General features: G+C 45.6%; 18 protein-coding genes. 10 read left to right on the top strand and 8 right to left on the bottom strand.

Going from position 1 to position 24,931, the window contains the following annotated elements:
- Positions 1-11: 11 nt before the first annotated feature.
- From BQ7394_RS02115 to BQ7394_RS02090, 6 genes are all read right to left on the bottom strand, one after another.
- Positions 12-1,745: a hypothetical protein gene (locus BQ7394_RS02115; protein WP_075556832.1), complete on the bottom strand. Its 1,734-nt coding sequence runs from the start codon at positions 1,743-1,745 to the stop codon at positions 12-14.
- Positions 1,729-2,991, bottom strand: coding sequence for an MFS transporter (locus BQ7394_RS02110; protein WP_075555857.1), 1,263 nt, complete (start codon positions 2,989-2,991; stop codon positions 1,729-1,731). The genes BQ7394_RS02115 and BQ7394_RS02110 overlap by 17 nt, the downstream gene beginning before the upstream one ends.
- A 12-nt stretch (positions 2,992-3,003) precedes the next feature.
- The gene (locus tag BQ7394_RS02105; RefSeq protein ID WP_075555856.1) at positions 3,004-4,047 is read right to left on the bottom strand and encodes a glycoside hydrolase family 130 protein; all 1,044 of its coding nucleotides are present in this window, start codon (positions 4,045-4,047) and stop codon (positions 3,004-3,006) included.
- Between the two features lie 375 nt (positions 4,048-4,422).
- On the bottom strand, positions 4,423-5,688 hold the full coding sequence (locus BQ7394_RS02100) for an LVIVD repeat-containing protein (protein ID WP_075555855.1): 1,266 nt from the start codon (positions 5,686-5,688) through the stop codon (positions 4,423-4,425).
- A 42-nt stretch (positions 5,689-5,730) separates the two neighbouring features.
- Positions 5,731-7,002 (bottom strand): outer membrane beta-barrel protein, encoded by a 1,272-nt coding sequence (locus tag BQ7394_RS02095; protein ID WP_235848653.1) that lies wholly within the window; start codon positions 7,000-7,002, stop codon positions 5,731-5,733.
- Complete coding sequence (locus tag BQ7394_RS02090) at positions 6,986-7,534, bottom strand: RNA polymerase sigma factor (RefSeq protein WP_075555854.1); 549 nt, start codon at positions 7,532-7,534, stop codon at positions 6,986-6,988. Before BQ7394_RS02090 ends, BQ7394_RS02095 begins: the two co-directional genes overlap by 17 nt.
- 163 nt (positions 7,535-7,697) lie before the next feature.
- On the opposite strand from BQ7394_RS02090, the gene BQ7394_RS02085 reads away from it, so the two are divergent.
- Positions 7,698-8,522 carry a hypothetical protein gene (locus BQ7394_RS02085; RefSeq protein ID WP_075555853.1) on the top strand — a complete coding sequence of 275 codons (825 nt, stop codon included), beginning with the start codon at positions 7,698-7,700 and terminating at the stop codon, positions 8,520-8,522.
- 1 nt (position 8,523) lies between these two features.
- Here the strand turns inward: BQ7394_RS02085 and BQ7394_RS02080 are convergent, their stop codons facing one another.
- Positions 8,524-9,267 (bottom strand): SDR family NAD(P)-dependent oxidoreductase, encoded by a 744-nt coding sequence (locus tag BQ7394_RS02080; protein ID WP_075555852.1) that lies wholly within the window; start codon positions 9,265-9,267, stop codon positions 8,524-8,526.
- Between the two features lie 75 nt (positions 9,268-9,342).
- On the opposite strand from BQ7394_RS02080, the gene BQ7394_RS02075 reads away from it, so the two are divergent.
- From BQ7394_RS02075 to BQ7394_RS02035, 9 genes are all read left to right on the top strand, one after another.
- Entirely contained in the window at positions 9,343-10,230 is an 888-nt protein-coding gene (locus BQ7394_RS02075; protein WP_075555851.1) for an AraC family transcriptional regulator, read from the top strand.
- Between the two features lie 62 nt (positions 10,231-10,292).
- Positions 10,293-11,330, top strand: a complete 1,038-nt coding sequence (locus BQ7394_RS02070) for an endonuclease/exonuclease/phosphatase family protein (RefSeq protein ID WP_075555850.1) — start codon at positions 10,293-10,295, stop codon at positions 11,328-11,330.
- 9 nt (positions 11,331-11,339) lie between these two features.
- Positions 11,340-12,917, top strand: a complete 1,578-nt coding sequence (locus tag BQ7394_RS02065; RefSeq protein WP_075555849.1) for a DUF6057 family protein — start codon at positions 11,340-11,342, stop codon at positions 12,915-12,917.
- Between the two features lie 12 nt (positions 12,918-12,929).
- Entirely contained in the window at positions 12,930-14,396 is a 1,467-nt protein-coding gene (locus BQ7394_RS02060) for a TolB family protein (RefSeq protein ID WP_394333680.1), read from the top strand.
- A gap of 678 nt (positions 14,397-15,074) precedes the next feature.
- Positions 15,075-18,089, top strand: coding sequence for a SusC/RagA family TonB-linked outer membrane protein (locus BQ7394_RS02055; protein WP_075555847.1), 3,015 nt, complete (start codon positions 15,075-15,077; stop codon positions 18,087-18,089).
- Between the two features lie 31 nt (positions 18,090-18,120).
- Positions 18,121-19,869 (top strand): RagB/SusD family nutrient uptake outer membrane protein, encoded by a 1,749-nt coding sequence (locus BQ7394_RS02050; RefSeq protein ID WP_235848652.1) that lies wholly within the window; start codon positions 18,121-18,123, stop codon positions 19,867-19,869.
- A gap of 98 nt (positions 19,870-19,967) precedes the next feature.
- Positions 19,968-21,770, top strand: coding sequence for an aryl-sulfate sulfotransferase (locus BQ7394_RS02045; protein WP_075555845.1), 1,803 nt, complete (start codon positions 19,968-19,970; stop codon positions 21,768-21,770).
- 9 nt (positions 21,771-21,779) lie between these two features.
- Positions 21,780-22,958 (top strand): glycoside hydrolase family 130 protein, encoded by a 1,179-nt coding sequence (locus tag BQ7394_RS02040; protein ID WP_075555844.1) that lies wholly within the window; start codon positions 21,780-21,782, stop codon positions 22,956-22,958.
- A gap of 77 nt (positions 22,959-23,035) precedes the next feature.
- Complete coding sequence (locus tag BQ7394_RS02035; protein WP_075555843.1) at positions 23,036-23,935, top strand: endonuclease/exonuclease/phosphatase family protein; 900 nt, start codon at positions 23,036-23,038, stop codon at positions 23,933-23,935.
- Here the strand turns inward: BQ7394_RS02035 and BQ7394_RS02030 are convergent.
- Entirely contained in the window at positions 23,907-24,929 is a 1,023-nt protein-coding gene (locus BQ7394_RS02030; RefSeq protein ID WP_161951773.1) for a DUF4249 domain-containing protein, read from the bottom strand. The two genes, BQ7394_RS02035 and BQ7394_RS02030, sit on opposite strands and share 29 nt — an antisense overlap.
- Positions 24,930-24,931: the final 2 nt, after the last annotated feature.

Raw genomic sequence — 24,931 nt, 5'->3', positions numbered from 1 at the left:
AATTAGTTAGATTAATTATATGAAATGATATTTTGTTTATTGGCAATAATCTTACCATCTGTTAAACTCAATGTTGTTCCCACCGGCAACTGCACGATAATCCTGGCCTCTTTGCCCGGAATGTCAAAAGAGCCTGTTGTCTTTACGTTTTTCGCTACGTATTCTTTTGCTACAATATCAAATAAATCACATGCTTGCGAAGACCTATAATGAATAGATTTAGACTCGCCATAAGGATTATAATAAAGATAGACCGGATAAGGCTTTTCTGTATAGAAATCTGTTGCATTACAATCCAATTGCAGAATACCTTCTACATTCGTCGTATTGACAATAGCTCCAAGTATACCGACAGGGGAAGAACTGTACACACTGAACATGCTCTCCGTCGGATTACCTTCGATCCATTTAGGGCCATCGCCGATCGCAACTGGGCTCACACCTTTTAATTCTTCTTTCCCGTAATCATCCTCTTTACGCAACCCTTCATAGGATACATTATTGTTCGTTATATCCTTCAACTCAGGTGCCCACTGGTGCTTTTCATCGATATTGCCCGGATAGAACAAGCGACAGGCACTGGCATTATTCAACATCCATTTACCTATGGCCTTTGCAAACTGAGGCTGGTATTTGACCATCGGGATAAAAGGCCATGCCGGTTTGATACTATTCATAAAGAAGGCATACCCGCCTCTGTCGGTTATACTGCCTTGCAAACCGCTGACATCATAATCACCCCATTTTCCGACTATGATCCCCCAGCCGGTCCTGCCGGTCGGGCTCTGGCAACCGTCAAACACCCAATCCAGTAATCGGTGTACATCATAATTCGTTCCTTCGGTTGCATTCAAACAGGCAGCCGTATAAGCCCCCAGAGGTAAAAGAGCCTCGTAAAAACGGCTCTCTTTCTGAGATAACAACGCTTCAACAGCACTTTTACAATGCTTCAAATAACGTGGATCTCCAAATTTATGATAAGCACACAACAATACATAGGCATGGCCACCGGCCGCATCCTGTTGTAACGGGATATTATTTACCATTCCTTTCATCTGTGCATAATCAAAATAGGAATAGTCATAGTTGCCATTTAAGACAGAGTCAGCCTTGACAAATTGTTCGGCAATGCTCCTTTGTATATCTTCTGCCCCCTCTACTCCCGGGAAAACATCACATACCGCATAATAAAGTGCATTGGGAAGAATATCATACCACCAGTCGCGACCATATCCTCCACCTAATAAGGCGACAGATGGGTTCGTATTATTCATAATTATATTCCAGCCATTATCCGAGTTGAAATAATTCTGTACCATTTTTACATAATTATATCCTCCCTGATTGGTTTTGTCGATGCCAACCAGGCCGGCCCCCAGGATCGCAGCCAGAGAATTCAGGCTTTCATGGAACTCCCCGTTATTCGCATTTTTTCCTTGACGGATATCTTTTATGGCGGTATACAAGCCGAATGTCGTCTGGTCGATATTCCTACGACTATCATCCAGCCAGATCAGAGGACCGACCGCACTCTTATTATCCCAATCAAAAATAAATTGGTCATAACTTTTTGCTTTTTCCTTCCAGTCCAACATTTGATAACTCTCCGGCATGTCAGGCATAACCTCTACCCTGCCGATAGGAGTTTGTACAACCTTCTCTCCGAAAGCCTCTTCTTTTTCAGAACAAGAAGCCAGGAGACAACAGCAAATCAGTGTCCAGACACTTTTATTCATTACTTTCATGTTCAACAGCATTAGTTTGATTAGTTATATTTTTAGCTAACGGATACGCCAATAATTGCAATCCGGCAACGATTATCAGTGCATATTTCAATGCAAAATCCTGGGAGACGCAATAAGCCAGGAAAATAAACAATAACAATCCGAAGGCTCTTCCGAAAAATAATCCGAATTCATGGCTTAAAATATAAGCATATTCATTGCGGTTTTCAATTTTAGCCACAGCATCGATAGTCTTCATCATGATCGGGAAGTAAGCCAGGTCAAACAGAGGCTGGAATATAACTTTACAGAGCACGAACAATATGACTCCCATTGCAGAAAAAAGTATGCCGTTGCATAATGTCCCGACAACGAAAATAAGTAATCCCCCTACAAAGATCTTCAGACGATCCTGCGGACGGGCTATACGTCCCAAGACATAGACCAATATAGCCGTCAATGCACCGCTAACCCCTTGAATTAAGCCCAACGCGCCTTCATTCCCAACCAGCTTCAGGACAAGGATGGCAGGTGCCGTAACCAGAAAACCTTGTACCATTCCTTTCAGTGCCGCCAACCAAAGCATCTTTCTCCAAAGAATATTAAAACGGAAATAAAGGAAATTTGTTTCTTTCGGCTTCTCAAATTTTCCTTTCCATAGCACCATACAGGCCAGAATGGTAATGAAAACCACCACGATCGTCACTACCCGATAGGATGCATTGACATCAAATAAAAAGCCTAGAATTTCTTTTCCGTCTATCTGGCTGATAAAAGCCCCGATGATTAACGGGACACCGATAGAAGTTATAGAGAAAAAGAACGATTCCAGTCCGAAGAAATAATTCCGGTTATCGTCATTGGTATTATAAAGGGCTAGCAAATAGCGGTTAGTCCAGAAAAATCCGGAAGCTGCTCCCATAAAAAAGCCAGCCAGTCCCAGTTCTATAAATCCAAGCGAACGGATGGCCATCATCCCGAACATGGAGATACCGCTGACAAGGATACCGACAGAATAAAGCGTCTTTATACTATATTTCTTCAATAGAAAACCGTTGACCAGAGAAGTTACAACAATACCGATATACATTGCCAGTTGATAGAAAGCAACCATTACCGGATCGCTGGTGTTCCTCATGATATATGCACCGACAAAAATCTCGACTACCGGTAAAACCAATGCATAAAGCATATTGGTCATCAACAGTGTCTGCATGTTAGGTGCCTGTTGCTTGAAGAACAGATATTCTTTTTTCAGTTTATTCATTTCAGGCCGGATTTATTTTAAAGTATTCAAGATATCCGTAATAGACAATTGTGCTTTACAAATCACTTCATCACTTGCTCCGTAATACATTATAATGGTGTCTCCCTCAACCAGATGCCCATTGGTAAAAATCACATTCCCGAAAAATCCGGTTTGTTCATAAGTGGCAATAGGTTCCATTATAGGTTCTTCACTCCTGGCAATCACCTTGGAAGGATCATTCAGGTCGAGTAACAAAGCACCCAGGCAGTAACGATGATTAAAGTCTGCTCCATGATAAATCTCAAGCCAACCTCTTTCCGTCCTGATAGGAGCGGCACCAGCTCCTACGCGTGCACAATCCCATTTTCCGTCACGGGTTGTCGCTACGCATTTATGATTTCCCCAGTGTAACCTGTCGGGAGACTCGGCCAGCCAGATATAATTGCCTCCAAGCTCTGGGCTGCTCGGACGGTGGAAAGCATAGTGTTTTCCATTGATTTTTTCTTCAAACAAAGCACAATCTTTATTATGAGGCGGGAATATCATTCCATACCGGGTATAATCTTTCCAGTCGGAAGTATGTATCAAACCCACGCCAACGGCAACAGAAGATACTTCTGTAAACGTAAGATAAAAACCGTCTTCCGTTGTCGCCACCCGGCAATCCTCAATACCGAAAGCTTCCAGTTCACCTTTACCGAAAATGGCAGGATACCCCGGTTCATCTTTAAAATGAATACCATCTGTACTTGAAACTAATCTCAGGTAAGACATCGTGGTCAGGTAGTTTTTTCCTTTATAACCTATTACCCGCGGATCTGAAGCATCCAGATCCGGATCATCCTTGGAGAAGGAAACCACTTCTATTTCCCCTTCCTTATTATATACAGGAAAACTTATAACTCCTTCTTTTTGTATAGGACGTTCGGCTACTCGCAGAAGCAGCCAGGTTTTTCCCTGGTATTTGAAAACTCCGGGATTCAACAAACAAGTTATCTCCATCCCATTAATTCCCGCTTTTAAATCTTTCGGAGCAAGTAGCGGATTTTGCTCACATCTTTTAGCGATATCCATAATAATATAAATTAGTCAGATTTCTACAGCTAAAGTAGAGGACTAATATCCGGGAAGAGTCTACAATGTTCTCAAAGGGGTATATAGTGTTATAGAACATATTTGACAAAGGTATACAATTAAGGAATGGAGAAGAGAAAAACGTTCTTGTATGGTTTAGAAGGTATATTTTATTAAATCACTACAAAACAGATAGTTAACAAATAATCATAGTATATTATAGTTTCATAAACGTATAATATAGTCTCGTCCGGGCTTATAATTTAATAGCCACTTCATAGCTTATGTATAAAAAGAAAAAGAATAAGGTGAAAACAGAAAATCTTTTCTAATTTTCCGTTTTCACCTTATTTTGTAATTTGTATCAAGTCGTTATTACTTCTTCACCGCCAGCTTACTCAGCTGCTTGATCTCTTTCAGGTTCGAATAATCGTACTGATAGATACCGTCATCGGCAATCATCATTAATACGTTATCATGCGGAATCACATCGTATCCTTCCATACCCGAGTAATGAGCCAGGCGGTTTGCCATCAGTGTCTGCGGATCGGAGGCATTATAGATCTTCAGGCCATCGTCGCAGAGGAAGAGTGTTCCGTTGTCGATACCGAGGCCTTTCGGTTTGGTCATGGTATAAGAGACAATCGGCTGGGGATTCTTTACATCTTTCACATCCAGAATAATCAGTTCATTGAAATTCTGTCCGCAATTATTACCGGCATGAACAGTCACATAAGCGATATCATCCTCGACAACTACCGGGTCGCAACCATATACATGCCACATCATCGACTGATATTCTGGTTTTAACGGATCGGCAACAGAATAGATCAGCATACCGGTAGGAGTTCCCATAAACATATAATCCTTATAACTGAAAATAGTCTCCACATTACCACCGACATGCATATTATCAACAGCTTTTATAGGCTTATCTCCCGACAGGTCAAAGATGCTCATCTGGTTGTTTAACACTACATAAAGATAATTCTGATAGAAGCCAAAACGAGACATCGAACCGTTCACACTGGTTGAAACACCAGAATTACCACCAGACGAATTAACCATAGAGTCATAATATATTTCCTGATCCTTATAACGCTCGGTTGTATAACTCTCCTCTACCTGAGTCCATCCCACTACGATCTGTGAATTTGCGGCAGCCGTTTCACACATCGGATAATCGATCGTTCCTTCTTCAATAGGAGGAAATGCATAAGGAAATACATTTTCCAACCGGTTCTTTAATACCGGTAAGGCCGGATTAGAGATATCGAACCAAATCAGATCGACATACGAGTCGGCATACAACATATTATTACGGATAGCCACATCAGCGTTACCGATCAATTCAATGAAACCAACCGGAGACGGAGACGACGGGTTACGGTTATCAATGATATGGATACCTTTTCCCGGCTCGGAAATATAGAGATAACCCTCATAAAAACAGATCTTACCCTGTTGAGTGATCTCTTCCGGCTGGGTTTTCACCTTCACAGAAGAACGAAAAGCATCCGCAGACATTAAAACCGGTTTATTCACTGTAAGGGTAATCGTTTCCTTCACTTTCATATCGTCGTTACACCCATACAACATACAGATCACCGACATAAAAAACAGGTACATTAGTTTTTTCATCTTATACAAATTTTGTTGATTAATATTCTATATAATATACTCTTAGAATTCAAAGCGGAAACCGGCCCCCAATCCAATGATTACCGAGTTCTCGGTACGGATACTAACCGGCTGGTCATTATCGAAATAGTAGGAAATACGCGGTTCAAGATAGAGACTCCACTCCCGGTAAAGGCGATAGGAAACACCTATTGATCCGTTCAACGACCATTGTACACCGGAAATAGCCTTCTTTTCCACCAATGTCTCCATGTTACTCAGGGAATATGTATGTTGCATCTGTTTTGATCTCAGCCCTTTTTCCAGCATCACACCTCCCGACATGTATATATTCCATTTCGGATTATCCCATAAGTTGACAACCAGATTGACCGGTATACCCAGATAATGCAGATTGAGTCTGGAAGTATAAGACACTTTGCCGCCCTGGCTCATACGCGATGATAAATAGGTATATATCAAACCTGTCTCTACTCCGATATACCGGCTGAAATCTTTCCGTACGGTCATACCGAAAGAAAGCGGTAACGAACAATCTATATCTCCATAATTTTCTGCAGGAAGCATACCGTTATTCGTATAAGGAGGATCGACTACCGGTGGAATAATAGGAGGACCGGGACTAATACCACCGTTCGCATAATCATAATAAACATCATCCTTACTACCCAATAGATTAAGAGAGACATCTCCCCCCGTCCCGAACGAAGCATTTAGCGACCAGTCTCTTTTCTTCTTCTCCTTAGCCGGCGAAACAAACCGGTATTTTTTCGAATCGTAATTATTTAAATCCATTTGTTTCTTCGACTCTTTTTTCTCTTCTTTTTCAGGTTCTGCAGCAGAAGTTTCTTCAATATTGTCTATTTCTTGCTCCACTTCCGGCTGTAGGTCTGTTACAATCCTATCCGGCTGTTCATCCACTTCTACAGCAGGCTGTTTTACAGATACTGCGGCGATCAGTTTCTTTGTGCGGACTGTCTTATCGACAGAAGTTACTGCTTCATCCGGAGAAACTTCGATACTATCCGGTACTATTTCTTCTTCCGTTAATGCAGAAATCACCTGTTCATTTATCTTCTCGCTCAGTTTCTCCTCCATCCGAAAAGGGAGCAACAACAGCATTACAGCGATGGCAGCAGCCACAGAGCTACCGATCCACCAGACGAAGTTCCGCCGGCGGGACTTCATACGCGGCTCGATTTCCTCCCAGCAAAGATCATCAACAGGCAACCGGTGGTCTTCCAGTTTCCGCTTCATGAATTCGCTGAAATCATCCAACTGTTCTCTATGATCCGTATCACTGCGCATTTTCATGCATGATTAATAATTGAACACTTTTTTGTAACACTTTCCTCGCACGAATGAACTGCGTCCGCGAAGTAACTTCGCTGATATGCAACATCTCGGCTATTTCGCTATGAGAGTAACCCTCTATGGCATAGAGGTTAAAGACCGTCCGATATCCATTTGGCAGACGAGCGATACAGGCATGCAGGTCGTCGGCGGATAAACGGTCCAAGACCGATACATCCACCTCATCCGGAAACTCCCCGCACTCGTCGAAATTAACGCTCAACCGGATTGCATCATTTTTTCGCAGATATTCAAGAGCTGTTGTAACAAACACCCGCCGCACCCATCCGGGAAACGCCCCGGTACCTGTATAGCTCCCTATCTTGGTGAATATCTTAATGAATCCGTCTTGCAACAAATCGCGAGCAGTTTCCCTGTTATTTACGTACCGCATGCATACGCTCATCATCATAGGGGCATATTGCTCGTACAATTCTTTACGAGCCCACGACTCCCCACGCTTGCATCCGGCAATTAACAGCTGTTCGTCCATAGGTAATATTACTCTCTATTTGTATGATGAAAACATTCTCCCGAAAGTTGCAACAACAATGAAGAAAATACAAAATAAATATTTTTTAGAGAAATAGGGGTTGAATAAATTGCTTATTTTAAAGTAAATAATCTAACTTCGCAACAATAAAATGATGTTGTGTATGAAGCGGGGATATTTTATAATAGTAGTATTGGTGGCATGTATTTTTCAGAGTCGTGCCCAGTCCACTATGGACTTTGTTCTTAATCGTGAAGGGAAAGTTACGGCTGTTCCCAAGTTTAAACAATTTGACTTCAATATTCCGGAATTTTCCTATAAAACATATACTCCGTCTACCCGGACGGAACTGGAAAAGAAGCTCAGGGAATTTACCCCCGACTTTCCTCCCCAGGTGGACGAGCGTCCAATGGATATGCAAGTGTTGTCTCTTGCTTACCGTCCTTTCTTTAATGTATTTGCTCCGATGATACGGCGTGTATCGCCGATGGCATTCGATTTCCAGGAGTTTTCATTCACTCCAATCAGCGAGACTACCGGTGTGCTGACAGTCGGTGAACAATATACCTGGCCCGGTGCAGGAGGTCTGACCCAGATCAGTTCATCGTTGGTATGGCAGCAGGATCGCTGGACACTGACAGGAGGGGCCTTTGCCGGACGCTATTTCACACCATTCAATCCCAGCCCCGACTTTATGGGGGGATTCAATGCGACTGCCAGTTATGAGGCAACCGATTGGCTGACTCTCAGAAGTTGGGCACAATATACCTTTTACGAGAAAAAAGAACGAAGCAATCCGCAAATGTTGCTGAATCCGTTTTATAATCATACGAGCGTAGGTGGTGCTTTCGAATTCAAAGTGAAAGATGATATCGGCATCGGTATCGGTGTAAACTTCGAATACAATCCGTGGAACAAGCGGATGGATCCCCAGTTCCTCATCTACCCTGCATTAAAAAACAAAAATATAAGAATCGGGTTTAATTGATTTATTCTACATAAATCATCTTTTTTGTCATTCCCCCGTCGATAACGATGTTCTGCCCGTTGATGAAATCATTTTCAGGGGCAGCCAGGAAAAGACAGGCACTTGCAATGTCGGAAGGACGGCCTACACGGCCGGAAGGATGTTGTTTGTGGTCGGCCGGTTTCAACAAACGGTAGTCTTCGTTTTGTATCCAACCGGGACTGATACAGTTTACTGTAATATTATAATCACTGAACGAAAGCGCCAAGGCATGCGTTAGGGAAACAATTCCACCTTTGGAAGCGGCATATCCCTCCGAGCCCGGTTCACTCTGCAGATAACGGGAAGAAGCAATATTGATGATCCGTCCGTAACGTTTCTTTCCTTCCTCATTGTTCCGGTGAATAGCCAGTGCGCGTGAAGTTATAAACACCGGTCGCAGGTTTGTTGATAGTATCCTGTCGAACTGTTCAATACTTGTATCAACCAATGGAGAAAACTCACTGATCCCCACATTGTTAACAATCACATCCACGTCTCCCCACATGTTGATAAGTCTGTTGATAACTTCTTGAAGAGCTTTTTCATCACTTACATCAGCCTTAAAGAACTGCACATATGACGGCATAAGATCACACAAACGTTCAGCCGCCTTTTCGTCTGTATCACAAAAAGCAACCCGGGCTCCTATTTTACAAAATGCAGAAACAATTGATTCCCCTATGCCCTTGGCACCACCGGTTACAAAGACTCTCTTACCATCCATGATGCGTCGTGTTTGATTGTAATTTGCAAAGATAAGATTTTTAGTTATATTTGCGTATACGAAATACTATAATATATGATTGGAACCGAATTATTTAAGGAAGTATCGCCACTATCTTCCAAAGATTGCTTTATCGTTATCGAGCGTCTCAAATCTACATTCAACTTTCCAATCCACGTACATCCGGAGTATGAATTAAACTTCATAGAACACGCCAGAGGGGCACAACGTATAGTAGGGGATTCCGTTGAAACGATTGGAGACGATGAGTTGGTATTGATTACAAATCCGAAACTGGAACATGCATGGGTAAACCACGAATGCAAATCGCAAAGTATACACGAGATAACCATCCAGTTCCACCGTTCGTCGTTGCCGGACGAATTATTGGACAGGAGCCAGTTCGAGAGCATCAAGACACTTTTCGAACGGGCACAGAAGGGGGTTGCATTCGGTACGCAGGCGATCAACAAAGTACGTCCGTTACTGAAGACCATCACCTGTGAGACCGATGGTTTCTACTCCGTCATGAAGTTACTGATGATCCTGCATGAGCTTTCCCTTTCGGAAGATACCCGTGAACTGGCCAGCCATTCGTTTATCCGCCAGGAAAAGCCTCACGAAAAAGATCCGCGTATCAATAAGGTGATCGATTATCTGAATAAGAATTACGACAAACAGCTTCGCCTGTCGGACGTAGCCGACCTGATCAATATGAGCGAACCGTCTTTCTGCCGATATATCAAGCAACGCACTTCGAAAAGTTTTGTAGACTTCCTAACGGATATCCGCCTGGGGTTTGCCATACGTGCCCTGATCGACTCATCGCAATCGGTAGCAGAAATCGGATATGCCTGCGGCTTCAATAACCTGTCGAACTTTAACCGTATCTTTAAAAAGAAAAAGGGGATGCCACCGACAGAGTTTAGAGAAAACTATCGAAAAAAGAAGGTAATTGTTTAGTTCAACCCTGATAAAATAACTAATTTCGCGGAGCTAAATAAAATACATAAAAGACACATATCATGAAAAAGCATTTATTTACAGCATTCGTGTTGTTACTTGCCGTTTTTTGTTTTTCATCCTGTCAAAAGACAGAGACATTTAAAGTCCTGCAATTTAATATCTGGCAGGAAGGTGCCGTGGTAAAAGGTGGCTTCGACGCCATAGCCGACGAGATTGTCCGCAGCGATGCCGATTTCGTTACATTGAGCGAAGTGCGTAATTATCACAATACCCGTTTCTGCGACCGTATCGTCGAGGCTTTGAAGGAACGCGGACAAACGTACTACTCATTCTACACCGAAGACTCCGGCCTGTTGAGCCGCTATCCGATCAGCGACAGCAGTACCGTTTATCCCCTGAATGACGACCGGGGTAGTATTTACCGCCTGGTTACAAAGAAAGGCGATCAGGAATTTGCCGTCTATACAGCCCATCTGGACTACCGTAACTGTGCTTATTACGATGTACGCGGATATAACGGTAACGACTGGGAAAAGATAGAACCTGTTATCAGCCTCGACTCTATCCTGCTGTTGAACCGTGCCTCCGTGAGAGACGACGCAATGGCCCGTTTCGTCAGCGTTGCCGAAAAAGATAAAGCTGCCGGCCGTATCGTTATTCTGGGTGGCGACTTCAACGAACCTTCCCATCTGGACTGGACGGAAGCAACAAAAGATATGCGCGACCATTACGGACTGGCTATCCCCTGGGACGTTTCCGTTATGCTGGAAAAAGCCGGATACAAAGATTCTTATCGCGAAAAATATCCTGATCCGGTTACTCACCCGGGATTTACCTGTCCGGGAGACTGCCCTGATATCGCACTGGAAAAACTGGTCTGGTCACCCGAAGCCGACGACCGCGACCGCATCGACTTTATCATGTATGCTCCTTTCGAAGGACTGAGCCTGACAGACGTAACGATCGTCGGACCTAAAGGCGATATCCTACGCGGCGAACGGGTGACTGAAAACACAGCCGACCCGATTATCGAACCGCTGGGAATCTGGCCTACCGACCATAAAGCCGTTCTGGCTACATTCCAGCTCACAAAATAATCACAGAAAATGAAAGACACACACAAATACGGCTGGTTAGCCTTTATTCCGGTGGGGATTGCTTGTTATTTCTTTTTCCTGCATACCTGCCCTTATCATCTGCTGCATAAAGAGCAGACAACGCTCTTTGTTTATGCAACGGAGGCATTATCCTCTTACCTGGATAAACCTGCCGTATTATCGTGTCTCGCCGGGGATTATTTGACACAGTTTTTCCGCAGTCCGGTTGCTGCTTCTGCTTGTATGGGGAGTGTGATGTGCCTGTTGGGATTGGTCTGTTATGCCGTATTCCGCAAATGGATGAACGGCTGGCTGGCTATCATACCGGCATTGCTCGTTGTAGGTTGGGAAGTGATGCGCTTTTGCGGATTGCTTTATCCGCTGTCGTCTACCCTGGCGTTGATTGGGGGCGGCGGTTTGTTTCTTCTGTATGATTGGATAAAGAACAGTTATTTGCGGATAAGTGCCGGTTTTGTCGGAGTCATTCTAGGGTATTGGCTGTTTGGTTACGGGATGTTTGTCTTCCTGTTTTTCCAAGTGATTGCTTCGCTGATACAGAGAAGAGAGATGGTGTGGGCCGGTCTGACAATCATTGTCGCCATCGCTTTGCCGGGAATAGGTAGCCGGTATTATCTGCTGACATACAGCCAGGCCTGCCAATATCCGGCAACCGCCTGGTGGGACAAACCCAATCCGCTATACGAGCGGCTGATAGGCGTGGATATAGAAGCGGAAGCCGGACACTGGAAAAAAGTCCGTGAACTCTCTTTCCCCGACGAACACATCAGTGCCTTTTCCTATTATTATAACCTGGCAAATGCTGCCGAAAACAAACTGCCCGAAGGGTTGATGAATTATTATCAGCCGGGAGTGGAAGGACTGTTCATCCCGATAAACTCTAATTCTTCTTACCTTTCTTCATTGTATGCCAACGAAGTCTGGTTTCATCTAGGCGACATGACGATGTCCGAACATGCCACCATCCTGGGAATGATTTTCTCGCCCAACCACACAGGTAGCCGCATGGTGAAACGCATGGCCGAAATCAACCTGATAAACGGTGACGACGAGGCCGCCATGAAATACCTGCGTATTCTCTCGAAAACGAAATTCTACAGCCAATGGGCAAAAGATAGAATCCCCGGAAAGGAAAGCGAACCTGTCAAGCAATGGCTGGAGGCGAAAAGGACCTTTATCCCGCAATCGGATACAGTGCGCGTCTCCACAACCGATGTAGTCAAATCGCTCCGCCTCCTGTTGGCTACCAATCCGAACAACCAGATGGCACGCGACTATCTGCTTTGCCTGCATCTGTTGGCAAAGAACCTGCCTGCCTTTATAGACGACTATGTAGCTGAACCGGGGAAAGCCCCCAAACGTTTGTATGCCGAAGCGTTGATGATTGATTTAGTGCGCCGCCAGGCCGATGGCGACGAGATACGGGAGACGATTGTCGATCCTTCCGTCGTACAGGATTTCAAAGAATACAATCGGCTGCACCGGCAGTCAAAAGGAGATCCGCAGGCGCTGGTCGGCAAATTCGGGAAGACCTACTGGTTCTATTATCATTATGCACAAAACCAATAAAGGAAAATGAAGATGATCGACAATATAAAGAGAGTTATCGGACTGGTAGTATGGCTGGTATGCACCGCATGTGCTTCCCAACCCGAACAGGTGACAAAAGTGAGTGAACCTGCTCCCATCTATCCCGATTACGCAGACGTCACCATCCCCTACAATATCGCCCCGTTGAATTTCCTGCTCCGCAACGATGCATCCGCTTTGCAGGTGACCGTCAGCGGACAAAAAGAAAGCCTGACCGTCAACGGTGACCGGAAAGTTTGTTTCCCGCTTCACAAATGGAAGAACCTGTTGGAAACGGAAAAAGGACAGACGCTGACCGTCACCGTCACAGCCCAGGTAGATGGCAAATGGCTGCGATACCCGGCATTCACCTGGCTGGTTGCTCCCGAAAAGATAGACGGCTTCTTAAGTTATCGCCTGATAGAACCGGGTTACGAGGTGTGGAACACCATTCAGCTGCGCGAACGCAACATCGAAAGTTTTGAAGAGAAAGTGATTGCCGACAACAACCTGGTCGACGGTAGTTGTATGAACTGTCATATCTACGGAAAGCAGGACGGCAACCTCTCTCTGTTCCATCTGCGTGGAAAAGACGGCGGCACGATCCTCAACCGTAACGGCGGACTGCGCAAGTTATCGCTTAAAGACGACCAGATGGTATCGGGTGCCGTATACGGTGATTTCCATCCGTCGGGACGTTACGGTGTTTTCTCTTCCAACATCATCATTCCGGCTTACCATGCCCACGACAACAAACGGTTGGAAGTGTACGATACGGCTTCCGACCTGGCTATTGCCGATTTCGACAACAACCGGATGATCGTCGCCCCGCAGATAGCCCGGAAAGAAGTATTCGAAACCTTCCCGACTTTCTCTGCAGACGGCAACTGGGTCTATTACTGTGCCTCTCCGGCAGTGGAATTACCGGACAGCCTCCACCAGCTCAAATACTCCCTTTGCCGCATCGCTTTCGATGCAGAAAAAGGAGAATGGGGCACGCAAATCGATACGCTTTGGAATGCGGAGACTCATAACGGCTCTGTCTGTTTCCCGAAAGCCTCGCCCGATGGCCGTTACCTGCTTTATTCGGTAGCCGACTACGGCACTTTCCCCATCTGGCACAGGGAAACTGACCTGAAACTGATGAACTTACAAACAGGTGAGATCGATCCGTTACCGACAGTCAACTCCGACCGTTCCGATACGTACCACAGTTGGTCGTCGAACAGTCGTTGGTTTGTTTTCGCCAGCAAGCGAGGCGATGGGCAATATGGCAAACCTTACTTTGCCTATATCTCTCCCGACGGAACAGCCGGCAAGCCTTTCGTCCTGCCACAAAAAGACCCGGAGCATTACGACTATACCTTCAAATCATATAACATCCCGGAACTGTCCGCTACTCCTGTTCCTTTCGATGCTTCCGACATCCGCAGGGTTTATCAGAAGACGAAGGTGGAAGAGTTTTCGGTAGCAAGATAGGATTATCGGTAGATGAAATAGTTCAGGTATTGTCAGATATGAGCTATCTTTCTTTACAAGGCATTGCCTTGTGCCGCAGGCTCTATTTTGCCGTCGGTTTTTAACCGACGGATGTAAAAGACAGGAGGCAAAGCATCTTCCTTTGTGGGCTTAAGCCCCTTTAAAGCAAGGACTACCATTATATGTCAAAGGGGGTTAAAACCCACAGAGGAATCCGGCAAAGCCGGAGCATTTAATCTATCCGTCGGTTAAAAACCGACGGCAAAAGAGAGCCTACGGCATGAGGCGGAGCCTCATAAAAAAGACTCAAATTTTTCTAAAGGTGAATCATCCGCACCAGCTCATACTTTCTTTCATTATACATCTTACAATAAGCCAAAGCCACACACGCCAAATAATAACACATACAGCATTCCGCTCTCTTATCTCCATGTTAAACAACACAATACAAATTTATCACAACCTGATAAAATCTTAACACCCCAATTCTCTTTTTTCCTTCATCCTTCCCCCATACACTCCGTCTTTTCAGTGAATAAAGCCTAAAGCAAGCGTTTTACTTATTTAAAAATTTGATAAATAATCATTACTAATCGCAAAAATCCTACTTGATTTCGCCCACCTGTCCCCTCTATCTTTGCATCAGATGAAATAGTAATTAATCTTTAAATAAACATTATGAACAGAAAACTAGCTTTCTCATTATTGCTGGGCGCATTCACACTCGCGAGTTGGGCGCAGCAGGCAATGACCGTAAAAGGTACGGTAAAAGACTCGGACAGCAATCCGGTCATTGGAGCAACAGTTGTTATCAAAGGAACCACGCAAGGTACCACTACCGACATCGATGGTAACTATACTATTCAGGCAGAGCCGGGACAAGTGCTCGAATTTTCCTATGTAGGTATGCAACCGTCGACCGTGACGGTGGGTAACAGAAACGAAATCAACATCACCATGGCCGACGGCGAATTATTGGATGAAGTAGTCGTTATCGGTTACGGTACAGTAAAGAAAAGTCACCTGACAGGAGCCGTTGCTTCCGTTTCCGGGAAAGAGTTGCAGGCCAGTGTCGCACGTAGTGCATCTTCCGCCCTGCAGGGACGTATCGCCGGTGTCACCGTATCGACACCCAACGGACAACCCGGTGAAGGCATGAATATTAACATCCGTGGTATCAGCTCAATGAGTTCTACTACCCCGTTGTATGTGATCGACGGTGTATACGGAGATATCAATATGGTAGACCCGTCGGATATCCAGTCCCTCGAAGTATTGAAAGATGCTTCCGCCGCTTCCATCTACGGTTCGCGTGCGGCCAATGGGGTTGTACTGATCACCACCAAAGGCGGACGTTTGGAAACGCCGACCCGTATTTCCGTAGACGCTTATACCGGTATACAGTCCGTAGCCAAATATATCGACGTAATGGATGGTAACCAGCTACGCGATTTCGCCAAGATGACAGGTTACAGCACAGCCGACGAACTGGTCAACTGGAACGGAGGCAAAGGAACCGACTGGCAGAAAGAACTATATGGCACAGCCATGGTAAGCAAAGTCGGCCTGAACGTATCCGGAGGTAACAAAACTTCCACCTATAACCTTTCCGGCAGTTACCTGAAACAGGACGGTATCGTTAAGACGACCGGCTATGAAGCCTGGAACATTCGTGCCAAGAATACATTCTCCCTGTTCAACAACCATGTACGCATGGGTTCGACCATCATGATGAAGTTCTGGCAGAAAGATAAAGAAAGCGTATCTTTCACCTCTCCCCTGACAGCGGTTCCGATGTGGAAACCATATAATGAAGACGGTTCCTGGGGACAAGCTCCGACCTGGACACGTGGCGACAACCCGGTAGGCTGGGCAGAAGCGTATGATATCCAGAATCATGGTACCGATATCCTATTGAATGGTTTCGCCGAAGTAGACCTCGGATTGAAAGGACTGAAATACAAATTCAACGTCGGTATCAATAAGTATACCCGTCGCAATTACAACTACACAGTTCCTTATGTATTCAGTTCCACCTCTCAGAACCCTGATTACAAATTAAGTGAAGACACTGGTTGGGAAAACAGCTGGCTGATCGAGAACACGATCAATTATGATAATACATTCGGAGACCATACCGTATCGGGCCTGGTAGGTTATTCTTCACAGAAAAACAGCCAGCGCGGTTTCGGTGCCGGTCGTACGGGATTACCCGAAGGACTGAACACCATCGGAGCAGGCTCTGTTTCCACACAAACCACCAGCGGCAGCGCCTGGGCTAATACAATGATCTCCATGTTCGGACGTGTGATGTACTCGTATGCCGACCGTTATATGTTGTCAGCCTCTATCCGTCGCGACGGTTCGTCCAAGTTTGCAGACGGTCATCGCTGGGGAACATTTACTTCCGCCTCTCTCGGTTGGAATGTGATGAATGAGAGCTTCTTTGAAAATGCAAGGGAAACAATGAACGAGCTGAAGGTACGCGCCAGCTACGGTACGCTCGGTAACCTGAACGGTATCGGTAACTATGCCACTCAATCGGTTGTCGGCACAGGCCTGAACAACGTAGTGGGTTCCTCTCTCTGGGAAGGAGCTATCACCGGAGTGAATTGGGTTTCACCGTCGAACGTTACCTGGGAAAAGACTAAAACGATCAATATCGGTCTCGACATGGGTATCCTAAACAATATGTTCACCCTGAGTGCAGATTACTTCATACAGAAAACGGAAGATATGTTATTGTCGATGCCTCAACCGGGCAGCTTCGGATTGGGAGAAACACCGGTCGTTAATGCCGGTACGGTAGAGAACAAAGGGCTGGAACTTGCCATCAAACATCGTAACAATATAGGTGAACTCTACTACCATGTAGGAGTAAACGCCTCTTTCATCAAAAATGAATTGACGAAAGTAAACGGTTCACGCGACGAATGGACCGGCTTCAACCCGCATGACAAAGGTGCCATCACCTATGCAAAGACTGGTTTCCCCATCGGCTACTTCAATATCATAAAGACCGACGGTATATTCCAAACCCAGGAAGAGATCAACGCCTACGTAAATAAAGACGGCAACATGATTCAGCCGAATGCCCAACCGGGTGATTTAAAATATGTAGACTATAACGGTGACGGTAAAATCGACAACCTCGACCGCCAGGATTGCGGCAGCGCTTTCCCGAAAGTGACGTTGGGTATCAATATGGGAGCAGAATGGAAAGGATTCGACCTGAACCTGTTCTTCGACGGTAACTTCGGTAATAAGATTTATAACGCGCAGTACTTCACGACTGTTTACAATGAAGTGACAGCCAACCAGTATGCCATACGTGCCAACAGCTGGACCGAGAACAACCGTAACACCGACGTGCCCCGCTACGTCTCGGGCAACGACAACAACGGTACGAACTGGGGATACACCGACCGCTGGCTCGAAAACGGCTCGTTCCTTCGCCTGAAAACCCTGGAACTCGGCTATACATTGCCAAAAGCCCTGGTATCGAAAGCTAAAATGCAGAGCCTGAGAGTGTACACCGCTATGGAAAATCTGTTCACTATCACCAGCTACAAAGGATATACCCCCGACCTGGGTGTAGCCGACAGCGACTCCAGCATCATGACCCGCGGTTGCGACGACGGCCGTTATCCTTCAGCACGCACCATCACTTTCGGTCTGCAGTTGAACTTCTAATTAATTATGTAAAATCTAAAACGATATGAATATGAATTTCAAGAAATATATAGTTTCGCTGGCGATAGTCCCGATACTTATGACTTCCTGTAGCGATAGCTTCCTGAATGAAGTCAATCCCAACAACCAGACACCTGCCACCTTCTGGGTGAATGAGGCGAATGTCATGAAAGGGCTGTCTGCCGCTTATAACCCGATACGCCGTATGAGCTGGGGATACTACGGAGGTTATGAAGGTATCCTGCACTACCAGATGAGAGCCGACGACATGTATCCTACCCGCGGCGAAGAAGCCAGCACCTGGGAGACACTGGCCTTTACCAATACCCCGAATACGGGAAACGGTTGCTGGGGATATATATACACAGGTATCCAGCTTGCCAACGAGTTCTTGTTCAGGGCTCCGAACGTAGATATGGACAAAACGAAACTCGACCAGCTTTTAGGCGAGGCTTATTGCCTGCGCGGTTTCTGGTACTTCCGTGTACGTACCGATTTTAACGAAGGCGTTCTCCGTACCCTGCCTCAGGATGCGGATCCGGAAGCCCACCCGTTATCTTCTGCCGAAGCGATCCTGGATCAGGCTATTGCCGACCTGAAAGAGGCAAAGGCACGTCTGCCTAAAACGCGTCCCAGCGAAGAAGCCGGACGCGTGACGCAAGGACTGGCAAGTGCTATGCTAGGGAAAGCTTATCTCTGGAAAGGTGATTTTGCTGCGGCTAAAACCGAACTGGAGTCTGTAATGAATGATTACGGCTACGATCTGATGGCCGATTATGAAAAGAATTTCCGCGACGATACCGAGTTCAACCAGGAGTCTGTCTGGGAAATCAACTTTGAAGCATTCGGTGATTCCGGAGATGCCTGGGGTAGCAGTACGGGCGACAATGCTTTCATGGGGAATGTGATCGGTCATTATTTCGGCCCGACACTGAAAGGGGGAGCCGGAACGGGTCTGAACCAGGGCGGTGGCTGGTATAAAATGCACCCATCTCCATTCCTGGTCAAACAGTTTGTTTCAGAACCTCGTCCTTCAGGCTCCGACACCAAATGGGACAAACGTTTATATACGACCTGTTTCTTCAAATACTCCGACTATAACGATGTGAAAGAAGATGAGACATTCTTCGACTCTTTCCCTTTCGACAGTATTTTCAAATATACGGCGCTTCCTGAAGGCGACGACAAATACAGGATCAAGAGCGGCATGAGCCCTGCTTATCCCGATATCGAAGGTAAAGAAGGACGTTTCCTGATGAAGAAGCATACACCGTGGTGGAACAAGGCAGGATGTACGATGTATTCGAATAATTCCGGACGTATCACCAACTACCGGATCATGCGCTTTGCCGAAGTATTGTTCTTACATGCGGAAGCCTGCCTGGAAACAGGTGATAATGCCGGTGCTATGCGGGATATCAACCGTATCCGTACTCGTGCCGGCCTACCGGAAAAACAATTGGGAGACAAATCGGCGATCATGGAAGAACTGCGCAACCAGAAACTATTGGAGTTCGCAGGTGAGAATGTCCGTTGGGACGATATGGTTCGCTGGTACGGCTTCGATGAGTTCAAATCGATCATGCAAGCACGCAAGACCGATACGAAGGTTTGGGAACCGATCTGGGAAAATGGTATGATCACCGGTTACCGGTTTACCGGACAGATCATAGACAGTCAGAATTTCAGCAATCTCCAGAAGAAGCATTTATATTTCCCGATCCCGCAGAGTGAAGTAGATGCCAACCTCAATCTGGAACAGAAAACGGACTGGCAATAAAGTAAAAGAGTGTGTCAAAAGCCTCAACTTTTGACACACTCTCATAATAAAGCATTTGCAATATCTTATACATATTATCTTCTGAAAAACACAGGATTATGAAAACAGCAAGTATATACATATTTACATTCCTATCATTTATTCTCATAACAACAGCATGCAGTGAGAATGATGATGTAGATTGTACAATAGCCATACAAAGTATCCAAAATCAATTGCAGGAAAGCGACCTGTTGAAATCTTCCGCAGTGGAGGGAGATAATTATGTTCTTAACTTCGAAACAAAAACCATCACACTCCCTTCAAACACAGTCCAAAGCTTGACAACAAATGCAGATGAATGGAAATCGACCTTAACCTTTGTCAATGGCAGCACTTACACCCTACCCAGTATAGGCACTTCAATCGATAAACTGATTACCAACGTGATTGTCAATCCTTCCGGATACAATCCGCTATCGGCTTATGCGGTTATGAACCTTCCGGCTTTAGGACGCATGAAACTGATCGTCCACAGTAAAGACGGATACCGGACGCCAGACATAACACATTTTTTCAGAAGTATTGAAAAAGGACAAACAGTGACTATCCTGGGATTATACCCGGATTATAACAATAAAGTCACTCTGATTTACACAGATAAAGACGGAAACGAACATGCCCGTTCCATCATTCATATTCAAACAGGGAAACTCCAGAACCCTCATTTGCCTCAAAAAACAAATGTGGTCACAGCCAACCTTGCCCGGATGGAACCGGGAATGAACCTGATCAGTTCGCCGGGAGAATCGGAAGCTGATACAGCCATCCCTTATATGATAGATGCCGATGGAGAGATACGGTGGATGCTGGACTGGGCAAACCATCCAGAATTAAACCATATCGATATCGGTTGCGGACTCTCCCGGATGAAAAGCGGAAACTATCTGAACGGAGATGGATACCGGAACAAACTGATAGAAGTAAATACCGTAGGAGAGATCGTACAAAGCTGGGATCTGGGAGCTATGGGATACTCCTTTCATCATGATGTAGCCGAAAATGCAGACGGGAAATTACTGGCTACGGTCAGCAAAATATCCGCCAGGTTGGCAAATGGGAAAGATATACGTTATAATGATTATATGCTGGAACTCGACCCGGTGAAAGGCACCATAACACAGGAATGGGACCTGGCCGCCATGATCGACTCGGCACGCTACGAACTGACAGACCCTAGTTTGCCGGGAGCAGCATTCGGTCAGACACAGTCGAACTGGGCACATAACAATGCGATCGTCGGAGTCGGGGATGATTACCTCGCTACCATACGTTTCCAGGGAGTATGCAAATTCAACCATGCAGGAGGTGTCAAATGGATCATCTCGCCTCATCGCGGCTGGCATGACAAATATCAGAATCTGTTATTGAAACCGTTACATGCCGACGGCACTCCTATCACCGATCCGGAGATTATTTCAGGAGAAAAAAGCGGTAATGACTTCGAATGGCCCTGGGGAGCACATACCGCCATCACCCTACCTAACGGAAATATCTTGGTGTTCGACAACGGATACGGACGTAATTTCGTCCTGTCACGGTTCGACGACCAATCGCTTTACAGCCGGGCTGTCGAATATGAAGTAAATGAGAAACAACGTACGGTCAGACAGGTATGGCAGTTCGGTAAAGAAGGAGCTCACAAGTACTATGCACCGGCCCGGTCTTCCGTTCAGTATCTGCCGCAGACAGGTAACCGCTTGTTCTGTCCGGGCATGAGTAATGCGCTCAGTGACGGTAGCAGCGGCGGACGTGTCGTCGAAATCGATCCAGATACGCAACAAATTGTATTTGAGTTGGAAATATCTTCAGCTGTTTATCAACGAGCCAACCGTATCACATTATATCCGGACAATTTATAAAAACGATATATGAACAATCTCTTTAAACAAAAACTACAAACGTTGCAACAGCAGCAGGAAGCCCTGTTGCAACGCCCCAATACGCTAACGGAAAACACGAACGGTATCGTCCGCCGATATACATTCCCGATTGTTACCAAAGATCATATCCCGCTGGAATGGCGGTATGATATAAATCCGGCAACCAATCCGTTCTGCCTCGAACGGATCGGGGTTAACGCCTGTATGAACTCGGGGGCTATCAAATGGAAAGGGAAATACCTGTTGATGGTTCGTGTGGAAGGGTGCGACCGGAAATCATTCTTTGCCATTGCCGAAAGTCCGAACGGAGTGGATAATTTCCGTTTTTGGGAACGTCCGGTAAACTTGCCGGATATCACTCCGGAGGAAACCAACGTATACGACATGCGCCTGACGGCACACGAGGACGGATGGATTTATGGTATCTTTTGCAGTGAACGGCATGATCCGGATGCACCGCCGGGAGATCTGTCGGCCGCCGTGGCTAAAGCGGGAATTGTCCGTACGAAAGATCTGGTCGATTGGGAAAGATTACCGGATCTGGTAACCAGAAGCCAACAGCGCAATGTTGTCCTGCATCCCGAGTTTGTGTACGGTAAATATGCTTTATACACCCGTCCGCAGGATGGCTTTATAGCAGCCGGTAGCGGGGGCGGTATCGGATGGACATTAATAGACGACATGGCAAATGCCAACGTTCTCTCCGAATTAATTATCGATAAACGCTACTATCATACAATCAAAGAAGTAAAAAACGGGGAAGGTCCGCATCCCATCAAGACTCCCGAAGGCTGGCTACATCTGGCCCACGGAGTCAGGGCATGTGCCGCCGGGCTTCGTTATGTACTGTACCTGTACATGACGGCTCTGGACGACCCCACAAAGGTTATCGCACAGCCCGGCGGCTATTTTTTGGCTCCGAAAGGGGAAGAACGTATCGGTGACGTATCCAACGTTTTGTTCTCCAACGGATGGATAGCCGATGAGGATGGTACGGTATTTATTTACTACGCTTCCTGCGATACGCGGATGCATGTGGCGGTTTCGACCGTGGAACTACTCGTCGACTATTGTATGAATACGCCGGAAGACGGCCTGCGGTCTGCTGCCTCGGTGGCTAAGATCAATGAATTGATAGACCGGAACAAACAATATAAAGGGGGATAATTATCCCCCTGCCTGGAGTAGGGATACAAAAAGAGTTATTACCTTTACCGGATCAATAAAACAAGGGAACAATTATCATGAAAACATTGAAAACACTAGGCTTACTTCTTCTATTCTCTTTATTCGCACTCAAAGGCATCAGCCAGGAAAAGGTAACAAATACTATAAAGGTTATCTCATACAATATCTGGAACGGTTTTGAAAAAGATGCGGCACGTCAGGCCCGTTTCACCGAATGGATAAATCAGCAAAAGCCGGATATCGTTGCTTTGGAGGAACTTGTCGGAATCAACGAGAAAGATCTCTCGGCACTGGCCGCTTCTTATGGTCATCCGTATGTAGCCATTGTGAAAGAGGAGGGTTATCCGGTAGGGCTTACTTCCCGTAAACCCATCGATGTAGTCAAGAAACAGGTGGAAGGATTTTGGCATGGTATGTTGCATGCACAAACTTACGGATTAGATATTATCGTTACGCACCTCAGTCCGTTCGAATGGAAATACCGCTTGAAAGAGGCTGAAGCGATCACAGAATATATCCGTGAAAACAAACTCGAATCTTGTATGGTCATGGGCGACTTCAATGCCTACTCCCCTTTCGATGCCGACGAAGTCGAAACACATACCCAACTCAGACAGAATATGCAGGGATGGGACAAAAGCCATCCTGAATATGGCAATATGCGTGGTGAACAGTTCGATTACTCGGTATTGTCCAAATTCCTCTCCATCGGTTTTGCCGATCCCGTCAAGATGTTTGTCCCGGCAGAGCAACGGATGTCGTATCCTGCCGCTACCCTCTACGAATGGCAATGGGGCGATCCACGCCTGAAAATGCTTGGCGAACGATTGGACTATATCCTGGTTTCACCGGCTTTAACACCCAAATGCATCGATGCAGCTGTTCAGAACGGAGAGGAGCTGGAAGGGATTTCGGATCATTATCCGGTTAGTATCTGTATGGAATTTCCACAGTAAGCGTATCCACACTGGCCGCACCTAATATGCCGGTTCCTCCAACTACATTACTGAGAACACGTATCGGTTCGGCCAGTCCGGCATCCACCAGGTCATTGTTAAATGAACGATCGGCCAATTCTGCCAATGCCATCAAATACTGATAATAAGAGTCTGAAAGAGTATACAGAAAAACCTTTACATAGCGAGGAGGTTTATTACTGGGGAGTTCCTCATTACCCGTACCTGATCCGTAGTTGTAGGAACTAGTAACTAGTTTCAACGTATATTCCAGTCCGTTAATTAATTCATCGGAGAAAGGGCGGCCACCATTTCCTGATAACCAATCATTACCAAACAATTCATCCAACACAGATATTTTATTTTTAAATACCGGTTCATACGAATAGTCCGGATGAATAGTACCCCAATTATACATACCCGAAAAAATCTCTTCACCGGTCTCAAAGTCTAACTCAGAATCAGGATTACCCACTGCAAGACACACCAAATAACAATCTCCTTCCTGAGGTTTGTCTTTGAATGTTGTTTTATATATAGTTTGGTAATCATAATACTGATATTCCCCGGTATACTTTTCCCGCACAACCTCCAATTTCAGCAATTCTGGCTTTACCGGCAATACACATTCTGCCGAAACATCTTTAAAACCTTCTTTCTCTACCTCAAGACGTACCTTGTCACCTTCAGACGGAACATAGGAAGCCCGGTAGTAACTATTTGAATTATATTCACTCTCTTCCACATGCCATGTCATATCTTCCCGGTATTGTCCGTTCACATAAAGACTGACCTTTGCATCCTCTATTATTATGTTTGGATTTTCATCTGTATAAAACCAGGTACGTGAAACCGTTGCTGTCAACGGCATTCCTGTCTGCGCCACACAATTTAACACTAACTTTGGATCTGGACGCAGATCTTCCAGATCGACATACTTCACACACGAAGAAAAGATTGTTGACAACAGGATAAATAAAATAGTATGTTTCATAA

The organism is Parabacteroides timonensis (assembly GCF_900128505.1).
GTDB classification, from domain to species: domain Bacteria; phylum Bacteroidota; class Bacteroidia; order Bacteroidales; family Tannerellaceae; genus Parabacteroides; species Parabacteroides timonensis.
This window is presented reverse-complemented; position numbering and strand designations above follow the sequence as displayed.

Excerpts from the sequence above, each read along its gene's own strand:
- BQ7394_RS02105 (WP_075555856.1), bottom strand. The coding sequence starts at position 4,047 with ATGGATATCGCTAAAAGATGTGAGCAAAATCCGCTACTTGCTCCGAAA.
- BQ7394_RS02085 (WP_075555853.1), top strand. The coding sequence starts at position 7,698 with ATGAAGCGGGGATATTTTATAATAGTAGTATTGGTGGCATGTATTTTT.
- BQ7394_RS02055 (WP_075555847.1), top strand. The coding sequence starts at position 15,075 with ATGAACAGAAAACTAGCTTTCTCATTATTGCTGGGCGCATTCACACTC.
- BQ7394_RS02095 (WP_235848653.1), bottom strand. The coding sequence starts at position 7,002 with ATGAAAATGCGCAGTGATACGGATCATAGAGAACAGTTGGATGATTTC.
- BQ7394_RS02090 (WP_075555854.1), bottom strand. The coding sequence starts at position 7,534 with ATGGACGAACAGCTGTTAATTGCCGGATGCAAGCGTGGGGAGTCGTGG.
- BQ7394_RS02035 (WP_075555843.1), top strand. The coding sequence starts at position 23,036 with ATGAAAACATTGAAAACACTAGGCTTACTTCTTCTATTCTCTTTATTC.
- BQ7394_RS02110 (WP_075555857.1), bottom strand. The coding sequence starts at position 2,991 with ATGAATAAACTGAAAAAAGAATATCTGTTCTTCAAGCAACAGGCACCT.
- BQ7394_RS02045 (WP_075555845.1), top strand. The coding sequence starts at position 19,968 with ATGAAAACAGCAAGTATATACATATTTACATTCCTATCATTTATTCTC.
- BQ7394_RS02075 (WP_075555851.1), top strand. The coding sequence starts at position 9,343 with ATGATTGGAACCGAATTATTTAAGGAAGTATCGCCACTATCTTCCAAA.
- BQ7394_RS02040 (WP_075555844.1), top strand. The coding sequence starts at position 21,780 with ATGAACAATCTCTTTAAACAAAAACTACAAACGTTGCAACAGCAGCAG.
- BQ7394_RS02080 (WP_075555852.1), bottom strand. The coding sequence starts at position 9,267 with ATGGATGGTAAGAGAGTCTTTGTAACCGGTGGTGCCAAGGGCATAGGG.
- BQ7394_RS02115 (WP_075556832.1), bottom strand. The coding sequence starts at position 1,745 with ATGAAAGTAATGAATAAAAGTGTCTGGACACTGATTTGCTGTTGTCTC.
- BQ7394_RS02060 (WP_394333680.1), top strand. The coding sequence starts at position 12,930 with ATGATCGACAATATAAAGAGAGTTATCGGACTGGTAGTATGGCTGGTA.
- BQ7394_RS02050 (WP_235848652.1), top strand. The coding sequence starts at position 18,121 with ATGAATTTCAAGAAATATATAGTTTCGCTGGCGATAGTCCCGATACTT.
- BQ7394_RS02065 (WP_075555849.1), top strand. The coding sequence starts at position 11,340 with ATGAAAGACACACACAAATACGGCTGGTTAGCCTTTATTCCGGTGGGG.
- BQ7394_RS02030 (WP_161951773.1), bottom strand. The coding sequence starts at position 24,929 with ATGAAACATACTATTTTATTTATCCTGTTGTCAACAATCTTTTCTTCG.
- BQ7394_RS02100 (WP_075555855.1), bottom strand. The coding sequence starts at position 5,688 with ATGAAAAAACTAATGTACCTGTTTTTTATGTCGGTGATCTGTATGTTG.
- BQ7394_RS02070 (WP_075555850.1), top strand. The coding sequence starts at position 10,293 with ATGAAAAAGCATTTATTTACAGCATTCGTGTTGTTACTTGCCGTTTTT.